Genomic DNA, 21,618 nt, shown 5'->3' on the forward strand with positions numbered 1-21,618 from the left:
CGGGCATGACTCTCGACATCACTCAGTTCTACCAGACCTTTTTCGACGAAGCGGACGAGCTGCTCGCGCAGATGGAGCAGCTGCTGCTGAATCTCGACGTCGATTCGCCCGATCCCGAGGATCTGGCGGCGATCTTCCGCGCCGCGCATTCGATCAAGGGCGGCGCGGCGACGTTCGGCTTTTCCGCGCTGACCGATACGACGCACATCCTCGAATCGCTGCTCGACCGCGCACGCAACCATGAGCTGACGCTGACCAAGGACATGGTCGACGCGTTCCTCGAGACCAAGGACGTGCTGTCCGACCAGCTCGTCGACTACCGCGCGAGCGCCGAACCGGACGCGGCGGCCGCCGCGGCGATCTGCGCGAAGCTCGAGCGGCTGCAGGCCGAAAGCGGGGCGGGTGCGCCCGCTGCCGCAGCCGAGCCCGCGCCGGTCGCCCCGGTTGCCGCAGCCGTGGCTCCGGCGGCCGCACCCGCCGCAGCGCCGGCCGCCGGCGGCGACCGCGCGCCCGACCATGTGGTCGAGCAGGCCGTCGCGGCCGCGCATCCGGCGGCCGACGCCGGCGCCGGCGGCCCGCACCTGAAGATCACGCTGGTCGGCGTCGACGCGAAGGACCAGGCGCTGCTCACCGAAGAACTCGGCAACCTCGGCCGGATCGTCGGTCGCGAGGAAGCGGGCGCCGACCTGTCGCTGTGGGTCGAATCGGACGTGCCGTCCGACGATATCGTCGCGGTGTGCTGTTTCGTGATCGACGAAAGCCAGATCCGCGTCGCGCACGGCACGGCGCCGGCCGCGCAGCCGGCACCGGCCGTCGCGCAGAACGCCGCCGAAGCGGTCGAAGCGGCTCCCGCCGCGCAGCCCGCGCGCGTCGAGGTATTCGCGCCGCAGGCTGCCGCACCGCAGCCGGCCGCGCCGGCGCCGGCCGAGCCGCCCGCGGTCGCAGCGCAGCCGCAGCCGCAACAGCACGCTCAACCGCAACCGGCCGACCACGCGGCGCCGGCCGCCGCGCACCACGACGACAAGCGCGCCCGCCCGGCCGCCGCGGCCGCGGCCGGCGCCGAAGGCAGCTCGATTCGCGTCGGCGTCGAGAAGGTCGATCAACTGATCAACCTCGTCGGCGAACTGGTGATCACGCAGGCGATGCTGGCCGAGACGGCGAGCGCGTTCGATCCGGCGCTGCACGACCGCCTGTTCAACGGGATGGCGCAGCTCGAGCGCAACGCGCGCGACCTGCAGGAAGCGGTGATGTCGATCCGCATGATGCCGATGGACTACGTGTTCAGTCGCTTCCCGCGGCTCGTGCGCGACCTCGCCGGCAAGCTCGGCAAGCAGGTCGAACTGGTCACGTTCGGCCAGGCGACCGAGCTCGACAAGAGCCTGATCGAACGGATCATCGACCCGCTCACGCACCTGGTGCGCAACAGCCTCGACCACGGCATCGAAACCGTCGACAGGCGCGTCGCCGCCGGCAAGGACGCGGTCGGCCAGCTCGTGCTGTCGGCCGCGCATCACGGCGGCAACATCGTGATCGAGGTGAGCGACGACGGCGCGGGCCTGAACCGCGAGCGGATCCTCGCGAAGGCCGCGAAGCAGGGCATGCAGATCTCCGAGAACATCAGCGACGACGAAGTGTGGCAACTGATCTTCGCGCCGGGCTTCTCGACCGCCGAGACGGTGACCGACGTGTCGGGCCGCGGCGTCGGGATGGACGTGGTGAAGCGCAACATCCAGTCGATGGGCGGCCACGTCGAGATCTCGTCGCAGGCCGGCCGCGGCACGACCACGCGGATCGTGCTGCCGCTCACGCTCGCGATCCTCGACGGGATGTCGGTGAAGGTCGGCAGCGAGATCTTCATCCTGCCGCTGAACTTCGTGATGGAGTCGCTGCAGCCGTCGAACGACGACATCTACACGGTCGGCAACGGCGAGCGCGTGGTGCGCGTGCGCGGCGAATACCTGCCGCTGGTCGCGCTGCACGAGGTGTTCTCGGTCGACGACGCGCGCACCGACCCGACGCAGGGGATCGTCACGATCATGGAAACCGAGGGGCGTCGCTTCGCGATGCTGATCGACGAGCTGGTCGGCCAGCAGCAGGTGGTCGTGAAGAACCTCGAAACCAACTACCGCAAGGTGCACGGCATCTCGGCGGCGACCATCCTCGGCGACGGCAGCGTCGCACTGATCGTCGACGTCGCGGCGCTGAACCGCGAAACCCGTGCGACGCACGGCGCCCGTGCCGGCGCCGAGCTCGCGATGTTCTGATTCTCGCCATCAACCGATTGGGGGCAAACGTGTCTGCTGAAGTCCAAATGATCAATCCGGCCGCGGCGAACGCGGCAACCAATCGCCGCGACGCGGAACACGGCGACGCGACGGGCCAGGAATTCCTCGTGTTCACGCTCGGTGACGAGGAATACGGGATCGACATCCTGAAAGTGCAGGAAATCCGCGGCTACGACAGCGTCACGCGCATCGCGAACGCGCCCGAGTTCATCAAGGGCGTGATCAACCTGCGCGGGATCATCGTGCCGATCGTCGACATGCGGATCAAGTTCCACCTGGGCCGCGTCGAGTACGACCACCAGACCGTCGTGATCATCCTGAACGTGTCGAACCGCGTGGTCGGGATGGTCGTCGACGGCGTGTCGGACGTGCTGACGCTGCAGACCGACCAGATCATGCCGGCGCCGGAGTTCGGCGCGACGCTGACGACCGAGTACCTGACGGGCCTCGGCACGGTCGACGGCCGGATGCTGATCCTGATGGACATCGAGAAGCTGATGTCGAGCCGGGAAATGGCGTTGATCGAGACGCTCGGCGGGTAAGCGCGCCGCGCGCGCAGCAATTTCGGGAGAATCTGCAATGTTGCATAACTGGTCGATCCGCACGACGCTCACGGCGGTCGGACTCATCCTCGTGTGCCTGACCGCCGCGGTCGGCGGGCTCGGCCTCTACGCGCTGAATCACGCGAGCCGCTCGCTCGACGAGATCGCGCACGTCGACCTGCCGGCGATCCACACGCTCGACGACACGGCCGCGCACCTGCTGCGCTCGCGCGTGGCGCTCGACCGCTTCCGTACGCTGACCGAAGCCGGCAATGCGGCCGAGGCCGCGAAGGTGCTCGAGCGCGCGCAGGCGCTGTATGCGAAGTCGAACCAGAACTGGCAGGCATTCCAGTCGACGCCGAAGCCCGGTATCGAGCAGGCGCTCGTCGACGAGCTCACCGCACGGTATACGACGATCGTGAAGGAAGGCGTCGAGCCCGAATTCGCCGCGGCGCGCGCGGGCGACATGGCGGCGTATCACGCGATCGCCGACACGAAGATCAGCCCGATGTTCGTCGCGTTCGACCAGACGGCGGCGGCCGTGATCGCGGCGCTGCAGAAGCGCGCGGAAGAACGTCAGGCCGAGACGCAGTCGCAGATCTCGATGATGATCGCGCTGATCGCGGCCGGCATCGCGATCGCGTTCGTCGTCGTGATCGCGATCCGCTTCGCGCTGCGCGGGCTGATCGTCAAGCCGCTGGAAGACGCGATCGCGCACTTCGAGCGCATCGCCGGCGGCGATCTCACGCAGCCGGTGAGCGTGTTCAGCACCAACGAGATCGGCCGCCTGTTCGGCGGCATCAAGCGGATGCAGGACGCCGTCACGACGATGGTGCAGGCCGTGCATCGCGGCACCGAGTCGATCGACGTCGGCGCGCGCGAGATCGCGACCGGCAACATCGACCTGTCGCAGCGCACCGAGGAGCAGGCCGCATCGCTGCAGGAAACCGCGTCGAGCATGGAGCAACTGACGGGCACCGTGCGACAGAACGCGGAAAACGCGCGGCAGGCGAGCCAGCTCGCGGTGAATGCGTCGGACATCGCGATGCAGGGCGGCGAGGTGGTCGGCCAGGTCGTGTCGACGATGCAGGACATCGCGGCGAGCTCGGGCAAGGTCGTCGACATCATCGGCACGATCGAAGGCATCGCGTTCCAGACCAACATCCTCGCGCTGAACGCGGCCGTCGAAGCGGCGCGCGCGGGCGAACAGGGCCGCGGCTTCGCGGTGGTCGCGGGCGAGGTGCGCTCGCTCGCGCAGCGCAGCGCGAGCGCCGCGAAGGAAATCAAGCAGTTGATCGGCGATTCGGCCGAGAAGGTCGACAGCGGCTCGGCGCTCGTCGCGCGCGCCGGTTCGACGATGGACGAGATCGTGCAGGCCGTGCGCCGCGTGACCGACATCATGGGCGAGATCAGCGCCGCGTCCGACGAGCAGTCGACCGGCATCGAGCAGGTCAATCGCGCGGTCGGCCAGATGGATGCGGTCACGCAGCAGAACGCGGCGCTCGTCGAGCAGGCGGCCGCCGCGGCCGCGTCGCTCGAGGAGCAGACGCGCCAGATGAAGGCGATCGTGTCGGGCTGGCGCGTCGCGGGCGGCATCGCGCTCGCGCCGGCGCGCGGCGTCGCGCGGCCGGTCGCGCACGAACCGGCCGCGCTGCCGTCGGAATCGCGCGGCCACGCACCGGTCGCCGCGCTGCCGGCGCCGCAGGCGGCGACCCAGCCGGCGGCGCGCCGCGCCGCGCCGGCGTCGCGTGCGGCTGCCGCAGTCGCCGCCCCCGAACCGAAGCGCGAGGCCGATGCCGCCGCGCGTACGCAGAAGGACGCAGCGGCTTCCCGCGGCGCCGCCGCGGCGGGCGGTTACGGCCCGCGTCTCGCGAAGACGGCTGCACCGGCGGACAAGCCGGCCGCGAAACCCGCGCTCGTGCGCCCGGCGCTGAACGGCGAGAAGCCGGCGCTGGCGGCCGCCGGCGCGTCCGACGACGACTGGGAGACCTTCTAAACCATGTCGCACGCGCGCGCGCCGTTTCGACCCGATGCACCGGATGCCTCGCCTCGCGCGGGCGAGCCGGGGCGCGACTTCGCGTTCACCGGCGCGGATTTCGCCCGCATCCGCGCGCTGATCCACCAACGCGCGGGCATCTCGCTGTCCGAGCACAAGCGCGACATGGCCTACAGCCGTCTCGCGCGACGGCTGCGGGCGCGCGGCCTCGACACGTTTCGCGACTACCTCGACCTGCTCGAGCAGGAAGACGATCCGCTCGAGTGGGAAGCGTTCACCAACGCGCTGACGACCAACCTGACCGCGTTTTTCCGCGAGGCGCACCATTTCCCGATCCTGTCCGAGTTCGTGAAAGCGCGGCCGGCGCCGGTATCGGTCTGGTGCTCGGCGGCGTCGACCGGCGAGGAGCCGTACTCGATCGCGATCACGCTGATCGAGGCGCTCGGCGAAACGGCTGCGCGCAGCGCGTCGATCCTCGCGACCGATCTCGACACGCAGGTGCTCGCGAAGGCCGAAGCCGGCATCTACACGTACGACCAGGTCAAGCACCTGTCGCCGGAGCGGCTGAAGCGCTTCTTCCTGAAGGGCACGGGCGCGCAGGCCGGCCGCGTGAAGGTGCGCCCCGAGCTGCGCGCGATGATCCGCTTCGAACAGTTGAACCTGACCGATGCGGACTACGGGATCGCGAAGCCGTTCGACGCGATCTTCTGCCGCAACGTGATGATCTATTTCGACAAGCCGACGCAGGGGCAGGTGCTGTCGCGCTTCGAGCCGCTCGTGAAGCCCGGCGGGTTGCTGTTCGCCGGCCATTCGGAGAACTTCACGTACGTGACGCAGGCGTTCCGGCTGCGCGGGCAGACGGTGTACGAACTGACGCGCGACGCCGCGCAGGGCGCACGGCCGCGCGGCGCGCCGGCGAGCGCGGCGAGCGCGATGCCGTCGCGCGCGCGGGCCGCGGGCGGTGCGCTCGCCTATGGAGAGCGCGGATGAGCGCACTGCCGATCGCGACCAATCGCTACTTCGACAACCACTTCGAGCGCCCCGGCGTGAAGCTGTTGCCGAACGAGTTCTACACGACGGCCGAGGACATGGTGCTGATGACCGTGCTCGGCTCGTGCGTCGCCGCGTGCCTGCACGACCCGTACGCGGGTATCGGCGGGATGAACCACTTCATGCTGCCGGACGACGGCGCCGATCCGGGCGCGGCCGCGTCGGAATCGATGCGCTACGGCGCGTATGCGATGGAAGTGCTGATCAACGAGCTGATCAAGGCCGGCGGGCGCCGTGAGCGCATCGAGGCGAAGGTGTTCGGCGGCGCGGCCGTACTGGCCGGGATGACGACGATCAACATCGGCGATCGCAACGCGGATTTCGTGCGCCGCTACCTCGCGCTCGAGCGCATCCGCATCACCGCGGAAGACCTGCAGGGCGTGCATCCGCGCAAGGTCGCGTTCATGCCGCACAGCGGGCGCGCGATGGTGAAGAAGCTGCGGCTGCAGGTGCCGGGCGTGACCGAGCGCGAAGCCGCGCTCGCGCGCGAGGCCGATCGCGCCCGCGCCGCGCGCACGCGTGCGCACGTCGAGCTGTTCGCCGCGAAGCGGCCTGCGCCGCCGCAACCGGCGCGCCCGCGCATCGAGCTGTTCGGCGCGCGCGGCGCCGCACCGGCCGGCAGCGGCGGCGGCGCGCGGACGGCGAACCCGCATGCCGGGAGCCCGGGCGCCCAGTACGCGGCGACCCAATCAAGAAAGCAGGAGGCATGACCGCAGTGCAGAAGATCAAAGTGTTGTGCGTCGACGATTCGGCGCTGATCCGCAGCCTGATGACCGAGATCATCAATAGCCAGCCCGACATGACGGTGTGCGCGACCGCGCCCGATCCGCTCGTCGCGCGCGAGCTCATCAAGCAGCACAACCCGGATGTGCTCACGCTCGACGTCGAAATGCCGCGCATGGACGGGCTCGACTTCCTCGAGAAGCTGATGCGCCTGCGGCCGATGCCGGTCGTGATGGTGTCGTCGCTGACCGAGCGCGGCTCGGAAATCACGCTGCGCGCGCTCGAACTCGGCGCGGTGGATTTCGTCACGAAGCCGCGCGTCGGGATTCGCGACGGGATGCTCGACTACGCGGAAAAGCTCGCCGACAAGATCCGCGCGGCGTCGCGCGCGCGCGTGCGCCAGGCGCCGCAGCCGCAGGCCGCCGCCCGCACGGCGGACAGCGCCGCGGCCGCGCCGATGATCAACAACCCGCTCGTCAGTACCGAGAAGCTGATCATCATCGGCGCGTCGACGGGCGGCACCGAGGCGATCCGCGAAGTGCTGACGCCGCTGCCGCCCGACGCACCGGCCGTGCTGATCGCGCAGCACATGCCGCCGGGCTTCACGAAGTCGTTCGCGCAGCGGCTGAACGGCCTGTGCCGGATCGCGGTGAAGGAAGCCGAGCACGGCGAGCGCGTGCTGCCGGGCCATGCGTACATCGCGCCGGGCCACGCGCACCTGTTGCTCGCGAGAAGCGGCGCGAACTATATTGCGCAGCTGTCGGACGAGCCGCCGGTGAACCGGCACCGCCCGTCGGTCGACGTGCTGTTCCGCTCGGCGGCGACGCACGCGGGCAAGAACGCGATCGGCGTGATCCTCACCGGGATGGGCCGCGACGGCGCGGCCGGCCTGCTGGAAATGAAACGCGCGGGCGCTCACACGTTCGCGCAGGACGAAGCGAGCTGCATCGTGTTCGGGATGCCGCGCGAGGCGATCGCGCTCGGCGGCGCGGACGAGGTCGCGCCGCTCGCCGACATGAGCCGCCGCGTGATGGCGCGCCTGGCGACGATGGGCGACCGCGTGCAGCGCGTGTGAAGGGAATGCCACGGGGCGCGTGCCACGATACGCGTCCCGACGGAAACGAATCTGGAAAGGAACGACGATGGACAAGAGCATGAAAATCCTGGTGGTGGACGATTTCCCGACGATGCGCCGGATCGTCCGCAACCTGCTCAAGGAACTGGGCTACACGAACGTCGACGAAGCCGAGGACGGCGCGGCCGGCCTCGCGCGGCTGCGCGGCGGCGGCTTCGACTTCGTGATCTCCGACTGGAACATGCCGAACCTCGACGGCCTCGCGATGCTGAAGGAAATCCGCGCGGACGCGACGCTCACGCACCTGCCGGTGCTGATGGTCACGGCCGAGTCGAAGAAGGAGAACATCATCGCGGCCGCGCAGGCCGGCGCGAGCGGCTACGTCGTGAAACCGTTCACGGCCGCGACGCTCGACGAGAAGCTGAACAAGATCATCGACAAGATGGCGAAAGCCGGGAGCTGACGTGAACGAGCCGATCCATGCGGCGCTCGCCGGCGCGGGGTTCAGCGCCGACAGCCATCCAGAAGGCGCCGACTTCCCGAGCGACCGCATTCTCGCGCGCATCGGCCAGGTCACGCGCACGCTGCGCGATTCGATGCGCGAGCTCGGGCTCGACAAGCACGTCGAGCGCGCGGCGGAAGCCGTGCCCGACGCGCGCGATCGGCTGCGCTACGTCGCGACGATGACCGAGCAGGCCGCGGTGCGCGTGCTGAATGCGATCGAGATCGCGAAGCCGATGCAGGAGCGCGTGCAGAACGAGGCCGAGGCGCTTGACGCACGCTGGGCGCAGTGGTACGCCGCGCCGATCGAGCACGCGGAAGTGCGCGAGCTGATGGACGATACGCGCGCGTTCCTGCGCGCGTTGCCCGAGTCGACGTCGGCGACCCGCGCGCAACTGCTCGAGATCATGCTCGCGCAGGATTTCCAGGATCTGACCGGGCAGGTGATCAAGAAGATCATGGACATGGTCTACCTGATCGAGCAGCAGCTCCTCACCGTGCTCGTCGAGAACATCGCGCCGGAGCGGCGCGAGCAGTTCGCGGCCACCGCGGCCGCGCTCGCGGCCGAGCAGATGAGCGCGACCGGCAGCCCCGAATCGCTGCTGAACGGCCCGCAGATCGCGCCGGAAGGCAAATCCGACGTCGTCCAGGACCAGGGGCAGGTCGACGACCTGCTCGCGAGCCTCGGCTTCTGATCCTGCCGCGGCGCATCCGCGCGCCCCGTTCCGCGGGCCGCCCGATGCGTGCATTCCCCGTCCCCGCCTCGTTTTTCCGTGCGCGCCGCCCCTGCGCGGCGCGGCGTGATCCTGCGTCGAATTGACACTTGGCCACACTCCGCAGGCATACTACGCGTCAGTAGCAACGTAGCGTCATCCGTAAGATTCATAAGTTGGCAGGCGGCGTGGGCCGATGGCGGCGCCGTCGGCAACGAAGCCAGTCCCGTGGGGGGGAACGTGAAGCTGAAACGCTTGGGCTGGACCGTCGCGCATGCGACGGCTGCAATGGGTGTGCTGTGGGCCGTCCACGCACACGCGGAACTGGGCGGCGCGCCGATGTCGCCGCCGGCGGACGATCAGGCCGCCACCGTGCGTGCGCTGCAGCGCGCGATGCGCTCGGCGGACGGCGTGCAGACGAGCACGGCCGCTTATACCGTCCGTGAGATCACGCTCGGATCGGGCACCGTCATTCACGAATACACGTCGGCCGCCGGCAGCGTGTTCGGCCTCGCGTGGCGCGGGCCGACGATGCCGGATCTCGCGTCGCTGCTCGGCAGCTATTTCCCGCAGTACACCGCCGGCGTCGAGGCCGCGCATCGGGCGCGCGGCTGGCGCGCGCCGGTGGCCGTCGAGACGAGCGGCCTCGTGATCCGGACGGGCGGCCACATGGGCGCCTTCTCCGGCCAGGCATGGCTGCCGTCGGCGCTGCCGGCCGGCGTGGCCGGCACCGATATCCAGTGACAGCGGGAGAGCGATCTTGAGCATTCCTCGTACATTCAAGCGCTGGCTCGGCATGCTGGGCCTCCTCGCCGCAACGGCCGCGCTCGTGACGGCATGCGGCGGCGGCGATGGCGGCGGCGGTTCGGCCAACAACGGCAACACCGGCGGCAATGGCTCGGGCGGGTCCGACGGCAACAGCGGCAACACGGCCGTCATCACGGTCGGCGCGGGCGCCGCGAACGTGATCAACATCCCGACCATCAGCGTGAAGGTCTGCGTGCCGGGCACGTCGAACTGCCAGATCGTCAACAACGTGCTCGTCGATACCGCGTCCTACGGGCTGCGGCTCGTCGGCAGCGCGGTGGCGGGCGTGCACGACAGCCTGCCGCAGGTGACGAGCGGCGGCGCGCCGGTCGCCGAATGCGGCAAGTTCGTGTCGAGCTACACGTGGGGGTCGGTGCGCACCGTCGACCTGTCGATCGGCGCCGAGCAGGCGAGCGCGCTGCCCGTGCAGATCATCGGCGACCTCGGCACGACGAACGTGCCGAGCTCGTGCACGAACGGCGGCGCGTCGGCCAACTCGACCGGCGCGCTCGGCGCGAACGGGATCCTCGGCATCGGGCCGGCGCCGTACGACTGCGGCACGACCTGCGCGACGTCGACGTCGACGAGCAACAACTACTACGCGTGCCCGAACGGCGACAACGCGAGCTGCACGGTCGCGCTCGTGCCGCTCGCGCAGCAGGTGGCCAACCCGGTGCATCGGTTCGCGAACAACGACGGCGTGAGCGTGCAGATGCCCGACATCTCGTCCAGCGGGCAGGCGAGCGCAACCGGCACGCTGACGTTCGGCCTGCCGAACCTGAGCGGCAAGACGGTGATGACGTCGACCACGACCGGCGACGTCAGCGCGACGTTCCAGGGGCGCAACGTGACCGCGTTCTTCGATACGGGCTCGAACGCGTATTTCTTCAACGATTCGGCGCAAACGGTCTGTTCGAGGAATACGGAGTTCTACTGCCCCTCGGCCACGACCGCCTATTCGGCCACGCTGAGCGGCCAGAACGGCGCGTCGGGCACCGTGTCGATGACGGTCGCGAACGCGGATTCGCTGTTCTCGAACCCGTCGACGTTCGCGTTCAACGACATCGCAGGCCCGTTCGGCTCGTCCAACTGGCTCGACATCGGCATGCCGCACTTCTACGGCAAGACGATCTACTTCGGGATGGACAAGACCGCGAGCGGCGGCGCGCAGCCGTTCGTCGCGTTCTGACGCGGCACGGCCGGACGCAGGAACGAGGGGGCGAGCGATCGCCCCCTTTTTATTCCGGCGTGCCGGGCGGGCGCTACGAACCGGATCGCTGCCAGGCGCCGGCATAGCGCCTACGATGTAAGACCGGCACGACATCGAGGAGACAACGCCATGAACCCGCGTATCCAGCGCATCACGCCGTTCCTGTGGTTCGACCGCGACGCCGAGGCGGCGGCCGCTTTCTACGTATCGGTGTTCGACAACGCGCGCATCGTGCACGTCGCGCGCTACGGCAAGGCCGGCGCGCACGCGTCCGGCAACGCCGAGGGCGCGGTGATGACCGTTGCGTTCGAGCTCGACGGGCAGGCGTTCGTCGCGCTGAACGGCGGCCCCGCGTTCCAGATGACGCCGGCCGTGTCGTTCGTCGTCAACTGCCGCGACCAGGACGAGATCGACCATTACTGGACGCGCCTGTCCGAAGGCGGCGACGAGCGCGCGCAGCAATGCGGCTGGCTGCGCGACCGCTTCGGCGTGTCGTGGCAGGTCGTGCCCGTGCAGATGGCCGAACTGATGACGGGCGACCCGGCCCGCGCCGAGCGCGTGATGGCGCAGGTGATGACGATGAAGAAGCTCGATCTCGACGCGCTGCAGCGCGCGGCGGCAGGCGAATCCGCTTAGGCCGCCCAGGTCTTGCAGGTCGTTCGGGCCGGCGGCCGCCGGCCTGTCTCGACGCGCGAGGCCCGAAGCCCCGAAGCCCCGAAGCCCGAAGCCCGAAGCCCGAAGCCCGAAGCCCGAAGCCCGAAGCCCGAAGCCCGAAGCCCGAAGCCCGAAGCCCGAAGCCCGAAGCCCGAGACCCGAGACCCGAGACCCGAGACCCGAGACCGCCCCCGACTCCCGGCCCCATTGCGTCCGGCCCCGTTTCCCCCGTCTTTCCCGCCCGTCGTTTCACCGTTCCCCCTCGCATTACGCCGCGGCCGCTCCGCTTGCGACCACCGCGTCGCCATACGCCGACCGGACCGTTTTCCGCCGCGCGTCGCATCGTTGCGCCCCCGATCCGACAGCGTTTGCGGCGGCTCGCCCGATTCCCCGAAATACCCCCCTTTCCCGGCTTTGCTCGACCGATCGGCGTTTGACGCCTCCATGAATAATCGGTGTCACTGGAAAGCGGCATTCCGCCGTACCCGACCGGAGGTCCCGTGGCAGACGAGAGCGATCTCGACAAGACCGAAGCCGCCACTCCCAGGCGCCGCGAGAAGGCGCGCGAGGAGGGGCAGGTCGCGCGTTCGCGCGAACTGGCTTCGTTCGCGCTGCTCGCGGCGGGGTTCTACGGCGCATGGCTGCTCGCAGGCCCGTCGGGCGGCCATCTGCAGGCGATGCTGCGCGGCGCGTTCACGTTCGATCGCGCGACCGCGTTCGACACCAACCGGATGCTGTCGGCGGCCGGCAGCGCGAGCCTCGAAGGCTTCGCCGCGCTGCTGCCGCTGCTCGCGCTCACCGGCGTCGCCGCGCTGCTCGCGCCGATGGCGCTCGGCGGCTGGCTGATTTCGCAAAAGACGTTCGAGCTGAAGTTCGACCGCCTGAACCCAATCTCGGGCCTCGGCCGGATCTTCTCGATCCAGGGGCCGATCCAGCTCGGGATGTCGATCGCGAAGACGCTGGTCGTCGGCGGGATCGGCGGCATCGCGATCTGGCGCAGCAAGGACGAACTGCTCGGTCTCGCGACGCAGCCGCTCGGCGCCGCGCTGCCCGATGCGCTGCATCTGGTCGCCGTGTGCTGCGGCACGACGGTCGCCGGGATGCTGGTGGTCGCCGGGCTCGACGTGCCTTACCAACTCTGGCAGTACAACAAGAAGTTGCGCATGACGAAGGAAGAAGTGAAGCGCGAGCATCGCGAGAACGAAGGCGATCCGCACGTGAAGGGGCGGATCCGCCAGCAGCAGCGCGCGATCGCGCGCCGCCGGATGATGGCGGCCGTGCCGAAGGCCGACGTGGTCGTCACGAACCCGACGCACTTCGCGGTCGCGCTGCAATACACGGACGGCGAGATGCGCGCGCCGAAGGTCGTCGCGAAGGGCGTGAACCTCGTCGCCGCGCGCATCCGCGAGCTCGCGGCCGAACACAACGTGCCGCTGCTCGAAGCGCCGCCGCTCGCGCGTGCGCTGTATCACAACGTCGAACTCGAGCGCGAGATCCCCGGCTCGCTGTACTCGGCGGTCGCCGAAGTGCTCGCGTGGGTGTACCAGCTCAAGCGCTTCCGTTCGGAAGGCGGCGCGTTCCCGGCGGTGCCGGTCGATCTCGACGTGCCGGCCGAACTCGACAAGGGCGCGTCAGTGTCCGCCGACGACGAGCGCGAAGAAGCCGAAGACACGCTCGGCAAGCAAGGGAAAGCAGCATGAGCACTCCGACCACCGGCCTGTTCGCGAAGCGCCCGAACCCGTTCGCGGGCACGAACCTGCGCGCGCTCGCGGGCCCGATCCTCATCTGCATGATCCTGGGGATGATGATCCTGCCGCTGCCGCCGCTGCTGCTGGATCTGCTGTTCACGTTCAACATCGCGCTGTCGGTGATGGTGCTGCTCGTCAGCATGTACACGATGAAGCCGCTCGACTTCGCGGCGTTCCCGAGCGTGCTGCTGTTCTCGACGCTCCTGCGCCTGTCGCTGAACGTCGCGTCGACGCGCGTCGTGCTGCTCGAAGGGCACACCGGGCCGGACGCGGCCGGCCAGGTGATCGAGGCGTTCGGCCACTTCCTCGTCGGCGGCAACTTCGCGGTCGGCATCGTGGTGTTCGTGATCCTGATGATCATCAACTTCATGGTGATCACGAAGGGCGCGGGGCGGATCGCCGAAGTGTCCGCGCGCTTCACGCTCGACGCGATGCCCGGCAAGCAGATGGCGATCGACGCCGACCTGAACGCGGGTCTCATCAACGAGGAACAGGCGCGCAAGCGGCGCCTCGCGGTATCGCAGGAAGCCGAGTTCTACGGGTCGATGGACGGCGCGTCGAAGTTCGTGCGCGGCGACGCGATCGCCGGCCTGATCATCATGGCGATCAACGTGATCGGCGGGCTGATCGTCGGGATGGTCCAGCACGACATGTCGTTCGCCGCGGCCGGCACCAACTACACGCTGCTGACGATCGGCGACGGCCTCGTCGCGCAGATCCCGTCGCTCGTGATCTCGACCGCGGCCGGCGTGATCGTGTCGCGCGTCGCGACCGACGAGGACATCGGCACGCAGATCACCGGCCAGTTGTTCACGAACCCGCGCGTGCTGAACATCACCGGCGCGATCATCGCGCTGATGGGGCTGATCCCCGGGATGCCGCACTTCGCGTTCCTCGCGCTCGGCGGCGGCGCGATCTGGCTGGCGCGCACGCAGACCCGGCGCGCGGCGGCCCGCAAGGCGGCCGGCGACGTGACCGACATCGCGCCGCCCGCCGTGCTGCCGGCCGACAGCCACGAAGCGACGTGGGACGACGTGCAGCTGATCGACCCGCTCGGCCTCGAAGTCGGCTACCGGCTGATTCCGCTCGTCGACAAGAACAGCGACGGCGAGCTGCTCAAGCGCATCAAGAGCATCCGCAAGAAATTCGCGCAGGAAATCGGCTTCCTGCCGCCGGTGATCCATATCCGCGACAACCTCGAACTGCGGCCGAACGCGTACCGGATCGCGCTGAAGGGCGTCGAGATCGGCGTCGGCGAAGTGTTCCCGGGCCAGTGGCTCGCGATCAACCCGGGCCAGGTGACGGCCGCGCTGCCGGGCGCCGTCACGCAGGATCCCGCGTTCGGGCTGCCGGCCGTATGGATCGACGTCGCGCTGCGCGAGCAGGCGCAGGTGTACGGCTACACGGTGGTCGACGCGAGCACGGTCGTCGCGACGCATCTGAACCATCTCGTCGTCCAGCACGCGGCCGAGCTGCTCGGCCGCCAGGAAGTGCAGGCGCTCGTCGAGCGCACCGGCAAGGACGCGCCGTCGCTCGTCGAGGATCTCGTGCCGAAGACGATCTCGCTCACCACGCTGCAGAAGGTGCTGCAGAACCTGCTCGAGGAGGGCGTGCCGATCCGCGACATGCGCACGATCCTCGAGGCCGTGTCCGAGCATGCGGGCCGCGGCGACGCGTACGAGATCACGGCCGCGGTGCGGCTCTCGCTCGGCCGCGCAATCACGCAGCAGTGGTATCCGGGCAACGGCGAAATGCAGGTGATGGGCCTCGACGCGAATCTGGAGCGCGTGCTGTCGCAGGCGCTCGCCACCGGCGCGAACCCGGGCCTCGAACCCGGCCTCGCGCACAACCTTCTGACCGGCACGCAGCAGGCGATGCTGCGTCAACAGAATCTCGGGCTGCCGCCCGTGCTGCTCGTGCAGCACGCGCTGCGCGCGATGCTCGCGCGTTTCCTGCGCCGCAGCCTGCCGCAATTGAAAGTGCTGTCGTATGCCGAAGTGCCGGACACGCGCACGATCAAAGTCGTTAACGTCATCGGGGGTTCCGCTTGAACATTCGCAAATTCACCGGCGCAACGAGCCGCGACGCACTTCGTCTCGTGCGCGAGGCGCTCGGCGCCGACGCGGTCGTGCTGTCGAACCGCACGCTCGATGACGGCAGTGTCGAAATCGTTGCACTCGCCGATTCGGATCTCGCCGCGGTGGCGCCGCCGGCCGCGCGTCCGCGTCTCGCGACGTCGCGCCAGCCGGAATCCGTGCCGGCCGCCGCCGTGCCGGGCATCGTGTCGCGCCCGGGCATCGCGCCGCGCCCGGCCGTCAATCCGTATGCGGCGGGCGCAGGCGGGCTGCCGGACGTGTTCTCGTCCGTGTTCGGCGCGAGCGCCGACGCGCAAGAGGCTGACGGGCACGCTTCGTCGATCGATGCGGACGAGCCGGCGGCGGCGTCTTCGATCGCGGCGGCCGCCGGAGTGCCCGCCGCCGGTACGCCGGCCGCCGGCGCCCCGGCCGCTCCTTCCGAACCCGCGCCGTGGCTGGTCGAGCACGCGAAGCGCCTGACGCAGCAGCGCGACGCGCTGATGGCTCGCGCGCAGGCGCCGGCCGAGCCGCGGGCGAGCGCGCCCGCGCCGCAAGCCGCGGCCGCCACGAAGCGCGCCCCCGACACGGGCGTTGCGTACGCCGGCAAGGCGACGGAGCGCGCGCGCCTGTCCGCGGACACGGCCGCCGCGGTGGCCGACGCGGTGAAGTCGCGCATCGAGCGGATCGTCAACGACACCGTGATGCACGAGCTCGGCGAGCTGCGCGGGATGATGGCGGAGCAGTTCGACAGCCTGATGTGGCACGACCGCCAGCGTCGCAGCGCCGTTCACGGCGCGCTGACGAAGCACCTGTTCGCGGCCGGCTTCTCCGCGCAGCTCGTGCGGATGCTGGTCGACAACCTGCCGTCCGGCGACGGCGCGCAGACTTTCGAGCAGGCCGCCGAATGGGCGCAGTCGGTGCTCGCGTCGAACCTGCCGGTGCTCGACAGCGAGGACGCGCTGATGGAGCGCGGCGGCGTGTTCGCGCTGATGGGGCCGACGGGCGTCGGCAAGACGACCACCACCGCGAAGCTGGCGGCGCGCTGCGTGATGCGCTTCGGCGCGAGCAAGGTCGCGCTGCTGACCACCGACAGCTACCGGATCGGCGGCCACGAGCAACTGCGCATCTTCGGCAAGATTCTCGGCGTGCCGGTTCACGCGGTGAAGGATGCGGGCGACCTCGCGCTCGCGCTGTCCGAGTTGCGCAACAAGCACATCGTGCTGATCGACACGATCGGCATGAGCCAGCGCGACCGCGCGGTGTCCGACCAGATCGCGATGCTGCACGGCGCGAACGCGCCGGTGCAGCGCCTGCTGCTGCTGAACGCGACGAGCCACGGCGACACGCTGAACGAAGTCGTGCAGGCGTACCGCAGCGCGGGCGACCATCCGAACCTGGCCGGTTGCATCCTCACGAAGCTCGACGAGGCGACCCACCTCGGCGGCGTGCTCGACACGGTGATCCGCTACAAGCTGCCGGTCCACTACGTGTCGACCGGCCAGAAGGTGCCGGAGAACCTGTACGTCGCATCGACCCGATTCCTGCTGAAGAGCGCGTTCTGTGTGCCGCGCGACGGCTCGCCCTTCGTGCCGCAAGACGAGGACATGCCGACGCTGCTTTCCGCACTGACCGCACGTTCCACCGCCGAGCTGCACGAGGTGCGATTTGGATAAACGGATCATCGACCAGGCAGAAGGGCTGCGGCGCCTGCTGGCCGGGCGCGCGTCGCGCATCGTCGCGGTGACGGGCGGCCCGGCGGGCGTCGGTTGCACGTCCACCGTGGTGAATCTCGCGGCGGCACTCGCGTCGCTCGGCAAGGACGTGCTCGTCGTCGACGAGCGCGCCGACGTGCATTCGGCCGGCGCGACGCTCGCCGGCGCGTGGCTGCGCGACGGCGAACGCACGCGGGTGGCGGCCGGCTTCGGCCTGTGCGGCGCCGCGCGGCTCGCGCGCGCCGGCTACAGCGACGCGCAACTGAGCGACTTCATCGACGGCCCGGCCGACATCGTGCTCGTCGACGCGCAGCTCGGCGCCGACGGGTCGTTCTCGGCGCTCGCGCGCGAAGCCCACGACGTGCTGGTCGTCACGCGGGTCGCCGCGCAGGCGATCACCGAGGCGTACGCGTGCATGAAGCGGCTGCATTTCGCGCACGCGTTCGCGCAGTTCCGCGTGCTGACCAACCAGGTCGGCAGCCACGCGGACGCGAAGACGGCCTTCAACAATCTCGCGGGCGTCGCGAGCCGCTACCTGACCGTATCGATCGCCGACGCGGGCTGCGTGAGCGCCGATCCGCTCGTCGAGCACGCCCGCGAACTGATGCATGCGGTGGTCGACGCGTTCCCGTCGTCGGCTGCCGCGCGCGACTACCGGCAGATTGCCGCCGACCTGTTGTACTGGCCGATGCGCCCGCGTTCGGGCGCGGGCCGCGCGGTCCACGCCGGCGGCAAGCCGTCGTACGAGGCGGGCGCGGCACACGCCGCGTGAGCGCCACCCGAAGGAGGGAGCCATGATGTACAACGCTCAAGGAAAGATGTCCCAGGCCGACGTGCTCGCGCAATACGCGCCGCTCGTGCGCCGCCTCGGGCTGCAGCTCGTCGCGAAGATGCCGGCGAGCGTCGATCTCGACGATCTGATCCAGGCCGGCATGATCGGCCTGATGGACGCGGCCGGCCGCTACAAGGAAGACCAGGGCGCGCAGTTCGAGACCTACGCGACGCAGCGCATCCGCGGCGCGATGCTCGACGAGCTGCGCAGCAACGACTGGCTGCCGCGCAGCCTGCGCAAGACGTCGCGCGAGGTCGAGCACGCGGTGCACCAGGTTGAGCAGCACCTCGGCCGCTCGGCGAGCGAGACCGAGATCGCGCAGCACCTGAACATGCCGCTCGACGAATACCAGGGGATGCTGCAGGACCTGCACGGCAGCCAGCTCATCTACTACGAGGATTTCGACCGCGCGGCCGACGACGAGCCGTTTCTCGACCGCTATCGCGTCGATCACGCCGATCCGCTGTCGGCGCTGCTCGACGAGCACCTGCGCGAGGCGCTCGTCGACGCGATCGAGCGGCTCCCGGAGCGCGAGAAGCTGCTGATGTCGCTGTACTACGAACGGGGTCTGAATCTGCGCGAGATCGGCGCGGTGCTCGAGGTGAGCGAATCGCGCGTGTGCCAGTTGCACAGCCAGGCCGTCGCGCGCCTGCGTGCGCGGCTGCGCGAACAGGCGTGGGTCGGCGCGGAGTCCTGACCCTTTGGAACGGCCGCGCGCGCCGACGCCGCGCGCCCGTGCCGCGGTTGCTCGGCGCTTGCGCATTTCGCGCGCCGATTTGCTACAATCCCCTCCGTTTTCCGAGGAGCGTTGCGACGGACCATCCAGCGTCCGCCAGGCTCGGAAGGCTTCACCAAGCAGCCGTGCAGCGATTGTTCCGCGCCGGCCCCGCTTCCTGAACGGCGCTCACGTCACCAATCTAGAAACTTTTTAGAAAGGAGGGCGTGATGAACGCCATTATCGATTCCAAGGCTTCCCACGATTACGTCGTCGCCGACATGGCGCTGGCCGGCTGGGGCCGCAAGGAACTGAATATCGCCGAGACCGAAATGCCGGGCCTCGTGCAGATCCGCGACGAATACAAGGCGCAGCAGCCGCTGAAGGGCGCGCGCATTGCCGGTTCGCTGCACATGACGATCCAGACGGGCGTGCTGATCGAGACGCTGAAGGCGCTCGGCGCGGACGTGCGCTGGGCGTCGTGCAACATCTTCTCGACCCAGGATCACGCGGCGGCCGCGATCGTCGAAGCCGGCACGCCGGTGTTCGCGTTCAAGGGCGAATCGCTCGACGAATACTGGGAGTTCTCGCACCGCATCTTCGAATGGCCGAACGGCGAATTCGCGAACATGATCCTGGACGACGGCGGCGATGCCACGCTGCTGCTGATCCTCGGTTCGAAGGCCGAGAAGGACCGTTCGGTGATCGCGAAGCCGACCAACGAGGAAGAAGTCGCGCTGTACAAGTCGATCGCGGCGCACCTCGACGTCGACGCGAACTGGTACTCGAAGCGCCTCGCGCACATCAAGGGCGTGACCGAAGAAACGACGACCGGCGTGCATCGCCTGTACCAGATGGAAAAGGACGGCCGCCTGCCGTTCCCGGCGTTCAACGTGAACGATTCGGTCACGAAGTCGAAGTTCGACAACCTGTACGGCTGCCGCGAGTCGCTCGTCGACGGCATCAAGCGCGCGACCGACGTGATGATCGCGGGCAAGGTCGCGGTCGTCGCGGGCTACGGCGACGTGGGCAAGGGTTGCGCGCAATCGCTGCGCGGCCTGGGCGCGACCGTGTGGGTCACCGAAATCGATCCGATCTGCGCGCTGCAGGCGGCGATGGAAGGCTACCGCGTCGTGACGATGGAATACGCGGCGGACAAGGCCGACATCTTCGTGACGGCGACCGGCAACTACCACGTGATCAACCACGATCACATGAAGGCGATGCGTCACAACGCGATCGTCTGCAACATCGGCCACTTCGACTCGGAAATCGACGTCGCGTCGACGCGCCAGTACCAGTGGGAAAACATCAAGCCGCAGGTCGACCACATCATCTTCCCGGACGGCAAGCGCGTGATCCTGCTGGCCGAAGGCCGCCTCGTGAACCTCGGCTGCGCGACCGGCCACCCGTCGTTCGTGATGTCGAACTCGTTCGCGAACCAGACGCTCGCGCAGATCGAACTGTTCACGCGCGGCGAGCAGTACGAGAACAAGGTGTACGTGCTGCCGAAGCATCTCGATGAAAAGGTCGCGCGCCTGCACCTGGCGCGCATCGGCGCGAACCTGTCGGTGCTGTCGGACGAGCAGGCCGCGTACATCGGCGTGCAGAAGGACGGCCCGTTCAAGCCGAACCACTACCGCTATTGATGCGCTGCCGCCGCGCCGTGCGCGCCCGTTGCGGGCGCACGGCGCGGCGGCGCTCACCGATCGTACCGATCGACAACCGAACCGGAGCCCTCCATGAGCGTCATCCTCACCTGGGTCATCAACGCGCTCGCGTTGCTGATCATCACGTACCTCGTGCCGTCGATCCACATCAAGAGCTTCGGCACCGCGCTGATCATCGCGGTCGTGCTCGGGCTGATCAACACGGTGATCCGGCCGGTGCTGATCCTGCTGACGCTACCCGTCACGATCGTCACGCTCGGGGTGTTCATCCTCGTCGTGAACGCGCTGTGCTTCTGGTTCGCGTCGTCGCTGCTGAAGGGCTTCGAGGTGTCGGGGTTCTGGTCCGCGTTCTTCGGTTCGATCCTGTACAGCATCGTGTCGTGGCTGCTGTCCGCCCTGATCTTCGGCCAGCGCGACATCGGCTGAGGGCGGGCGGCAGGCCCAACCCCATCGAATCATGAAACCGATCGAACTCTCGTTTGAATTCTTCCCGCCGAAGACGGCGGACGGCGTCGACAAGCTGCGCGCCACGCGCGCGCAGCTGCTGCCGCTGAAGCCGAAATTCGTCTCCGTGACGTTCGGCGCCGGCGGATCGACGCAGCAGGGCACGCTCGATACCGTGCTCGACATGCAGAAGGACGGCCTCGAGGCCGCGCCGCACCTGTCGTGCATCGGCTCGTCGCGCGACAGCCTGCGCGCGATTCTCGACCAGTACCGCTCGCACGGCATCCGGCACATCGTCGCGCTGCGCGGCGACCTGCCGTCGGGGATGGGCGCGGTCGGCGAGCTGCGCTATGCGTCCGAGCTCGTCAGCTTCATCCGCGCCGAGCATGGCGACTGGTTCCACATCGAGGTCGCGGGCTACCCGGAGTACCACCCGCAATCGCGTTCGCCCGCAGCCGATCTCGAGAACTTCGCGCGCAAGGTGAAAGCCGGCGCGAATTCCGCGATCACGCAGTATTTCTTCAACGCGGATGCGTATTTCCGCTTCGTCGACGATGCGCGCAAGCTGGGCGTGGACGTGCCGATCGTGCCGGGCATCATGCCGATCACGAACTTCTCGCAGCTGATGCGCTTCTCCGAGATGTGCGGCGCCGAAGTGCCGCGCTGGGTCGCGCGCCGGCTCGAGAGCTTCGGCGACGATCGCGAGTCGATCCGTGCGTTCGGCGCGGACGTCGTCACGAGCCTGTGCCAGCGCCTGATCGACGCGGGCGTGCCGGGGCTGCACTTCTACACGCTGAACGCAGCGGCCGCGACGCGGACGATCTGCGAACGGCTCGCGGTGTAAGCACCGTCACGCGGTTGCATGC

At 69.1% G+C, this 21,618-nt stretch carries 19 protein-coding genes and 1 riboswitch; all 19 genes read left to right on the forward strand.

The features are described 5' to 3' along the window. Positions 1–5: 5 nt before the first annotated feature. Positions 6–2,264 carry a chemotaxis protein CheA gene (gene cheA / locus WS95_RS27465; RefSeq protein WP_059827165.1) on the forward strand — a complete coding sequence of 753 codons (2,259 nt, stop codon included), beginning with the start codon at positions 6–8 and terminating at the stop codon, positions 2,262–2,264. A gap of 47 nt (positions 2,265–2,311) precedes the next feature. After that, on the forward strand, positions 2,312–2,827 hold the full coding sequence (gene cheW / locus WS95_RS27470; RefSeq protein WP_034209579.1) for a chemotaxis protein CheW: 516 nt from the start codon (positions 2,312–2,314) through the stop codon (positions 2,825–2,827). Positions 2,828–2,864: 37 nt separating this feature from the next. Beyond that, positions 2,865–4,823 (forward strand): methyl-accepting chemotaxis protein, encoded by a 1,959-nt coding sequence (locus tag WS95_RS27475; protein ID WP_059827167.1) that lies wholly within the window; start codon positions 2,865–2,867, stop codon positions 4,821–4,823. A 3-nt stretch (positions 4,824–4,826) separates the two neighbouring features. Further along, positions 4,827–5,813 carry a CheR family methyltransferase gene (locus WS95_RS27480; RefSeq protein ID WP_059827169.1) on the forward strand — a complete coding sequence of 329 codons (987 nt, stop codon included), beginning with the start codon at positions 4,827–4,829 and terminating at the stop codon, positions 5,811–5,813. Continuing rightward, positions 5,810–6,583: a chemoreceptor glutamine deamidase CheD gene (gene cheD / locus WS95_RS27485; protein ID WP_059827171.1), complete on the forward strand. Its 774-nt coding sequence runs from the start codon at positions 5,810–5,812 to the stop codon at positions 6,581–6,583. The genes WS95_RS27480 and cheD overlap by 4 nt, the downstream gene beginning before the upstream one ends. Next, a complete protein-coding gene (locus WS95_RS27490; RefSeq protein ID WP_034209575.1) occupies positions 6,580–7,671 on the forward strand; it encodes a protein-glutamate methylesterase/protein-glutamine glutaminase in 1,092 nt (363 codons plus the stop codon). The genes cheD and WS95_RS27490 overlap by 4 nt, the downstream gene beginning before the upstream one ends. Positions 7,672–7,738: 67 nt before the next feature. Continuing rightward, on the forward strand, positions 7,739–8,134 hold the full coding sequence (gene cheY, locus WS95_RS27495) for a chemotaxis response regulator CheY (RefSeq protein WP_006754880.1): 396 nt from the start codon (positions 7,739–7,741) through the stop codon (positions 8,132–8,134). A 1-nt stretch (position 8,135) separates the two neighbouring features. After that, complete coding sequence (gene cheZ, locus WS95_RS27500) at positions 8,136–8,867, forward strand: protein phosphatase CheZ (protein ID WP_059780380.1); 732 nt, start codon at positions 8,136–8,138, stop codon at positions 8,865–8,867. 258 nt (positions 8,868–9,125) lie between these two features. After that, complete coding sequence (locus tag WS95_RS27505) at positions 9,126–9,629, forward strand: DUF2844 domain-containing protein (protein WP_034209573.1); 504 nt, start codon at positions 9,126–9,128, stop codon at positions 9,627–9,629. A 16-nt stretch (positions 9,630–9,645) separates the two neighbouring features. Beyond that, positions 9,646–10,881, forward strand: coding sequence for a DUF3443 family protein (locus WS95_RS27510; protein ID WP_059827173.1), 1,236 nt, complete (start codon positions 9,646–9,648; stop codon positions 10,879–10,881). Positions 10,882–11,031: 150 nt separating this feature from the next. Next, complete coding sequence (locus WS95_RS27515; RefSeq protein ID WP_059827174.1) at positions 11,032–11,538, forward strand: VOC family protein; 507 nt, start codon at positions 11,032–11,034, stop codon at positions 11,536–11,538. Between the two features lie 518 nt (positions 11,539–12,056). Continuing rightward, a complete protein-coding gene (flhB, locus tag WS95_RS27520) occupies positions 12,057–13,256 on the forward strand; it encodes a flagellar biosynthesis protein FlhB (RefSeq protein WP_059827176.1) in 1,200 nt (399 codons plus the stop codon). Then, positions 13,253–15,355, forward strand: coding sequence for a flagellar biosynthesis protein FlhA (gene flhA / locus WS95_RS27525; protein ID WP_059827178.1), 2,103 nt, complete (start codon positions 13,253–13,255; stop codon positions 15,353–15,355). Before flhB ends, flhA begins: the two co-directional genes overlap by 4 nt. Next, entirely contained in the window at positions 15,352–17,052 is a 1,701-nt protein-coding gene (gene flhF, locus WS95_RS27530) for a flagellar biosynthesis protein FlhF (protein ID WP_059827179.1), read from the forward strand. Before flhA ends, flhF begins: the two co-directional genes overlap by 4 nt. Further along, on the forward strand, positions 17,045–17,863 hold the full coding sequence (locus WS95_RS27535) for a MinD/ParA family ATP-binding protein (protein ID WP_059827181.1): 819 nt from the start codon (positions 17,045–17,047) through the stop codon (positions 17,861–17,863). The genes flhF and WS95_RS27535 overlap by 8 nt, the downstream gene beginning before the upstream one ends. Before the next feature lie 22 nt (positions 17,864–17,885). Beyond that, positions 17,886–18,620, forward strand: a complete 735-nt coding sequence (locus tag WS95_RS27540) for an RNA polymerase sigma factor FliA (protein ID WP_059503301.1) — start codon at positions 17,886–17,888, stop codon at positions 18,618–18,620. Positions 18,621–18,717: 97 nt separating this feature from the next. After that, positions 18,718–18,836: riboswitch (S-adenosyl-L-homocysteine riboswitch) on the forward strand. Positions 18,837–18,868: 32 nt separating this feature from the next. Beyond that, a complete protein-coding gene (gene ahcY / locus WS95_RS27545; RefSeq protein ID WP_034209567.1) occupies positions 18,869–20,287 on the forward strand; it encodes an adenosylhomocysteinase in 1,419 nt (472 codons plus the stop codon). Between the two features lie 93 nt (positions 20,288–20,380). Next, positions 20,381–20,734, forward strand: coding sequence for a phage holin family protein (locus WS95_RS27550; RefSeq protein WP_006477367.1), 354 nt, complete (start codon positions 20,381–20,383; stop codon positions 20,732–20,734). A 31-nt stretch (positions 20,735–20,765) separates the two neighbouring features. After that, positions 20,766–21,596 carry a methylenetetrahydrofolate reductase [NAD(P)H] gene (metF, locus tag WS95_RS27555; RefSeq protein ID WP_034209566.1) on the forward strand — a complete coding sequence of 277 codons (831 nt, stop codon included), beginning with the start codon at positions 20,766–20,768 and terminating at the stop codon, positions 21,594–21,596. The last annotated feature ends 22 nt before the right edge of the window (positions 21,597–21,618 follow it).

The sequence above is a fragment of the Burkholderia sp. MSMB1826 genome (assembly GCF_001526325.1).
Taxonomy (GTDB): domain Bacteria; phylum Pseudomonadota; class Gammaproteobacteria; order Burkholderiales; family Burkholderiaceae; genus Burkholderia.

Coding starts and splice junctions, on each gene's coding strand:
- cheA (WP_059827165.1), top strand. CDS start 6: ATGACTCTCGACATCACTCAGTTCTACCAGACCTTTTTCGACGAAGCG.
- cheW (WP_034209579.1), top strand. CDS start 2,312: ATGATCAATCCGGCCGCGGCGAACGCGGCAACCAATCGCCGCGACGCG.
- WS95_RS27475 (WP_059827167.1), top strand. CDS start 2,865: ATGTTGCATAACTGGTCGATCCGCACGACGCTCACGGCGGTCGGACTC.
- WS95_RS27480 (WP_059827169.1), top strand. CDS start 4,827: ATGTCGCACGCGCGCGCGCCGTTTCGACCCGATGCACCGGATGCCTCG.
- cheD (WP_059827171.1), top strand. CDS start 5,810: ATGAGCGCACTGCCGATCGCGACCAATCGCTACTTCGACAACCACTTC.
- WS95_RS27490 (WP_034209575.1), top strand. CDS start 6,580: ATGACCGCAGTGCAGAAGATCAAAGTGTTGTGCGTCGACGATTCGGCG.
- cheY (WP_006754880.1), top strand. CDS start 7,739: ATGGACAAGAGCATGAAAATCCTGGTGGTGGACGATTTCCCGACGATG.
- WS95_RS27515 (WP_059827174.1), top strand. CDS start 11,032: ATGAACCCGCGTATCCAGCGCATCACGCCGTTCCTGTGGTTCGACCGC.
- flhA (WP_059827178.1), top strand. CDS start 13,253: ATGAGCACTCCGACCACCGGCCTGTTCGCGAAGCGCCCGAACCCGTTC.
- WS95_RS27540 (WP_059503301.1), top strand. CDS start 17,886: ATGATGTACAACGCTCAAGGAAAGATGTCCCAGGCCGACGTGCTCGCG.
- ahcY (WP_034209567.1), top strand. CDS start 18,869: ATGAACGCCATTATCGATTCCAAGGCTTCCCACGATTACGTCGTCGCC.
- WS95_RS27550 (WP_006477367.1), top strand. CDS start 20,381: ATGAGCGTCATCCTCACCTGGGTCATCAACGCGCTCGCGTTGCTGATC.
- metF (WP_034209566.1), top strand. CDS start 20,766: ATGAAACCGATCGAACTCTCGTTTGAATTCTTCCCGCCGAAGACGGCG.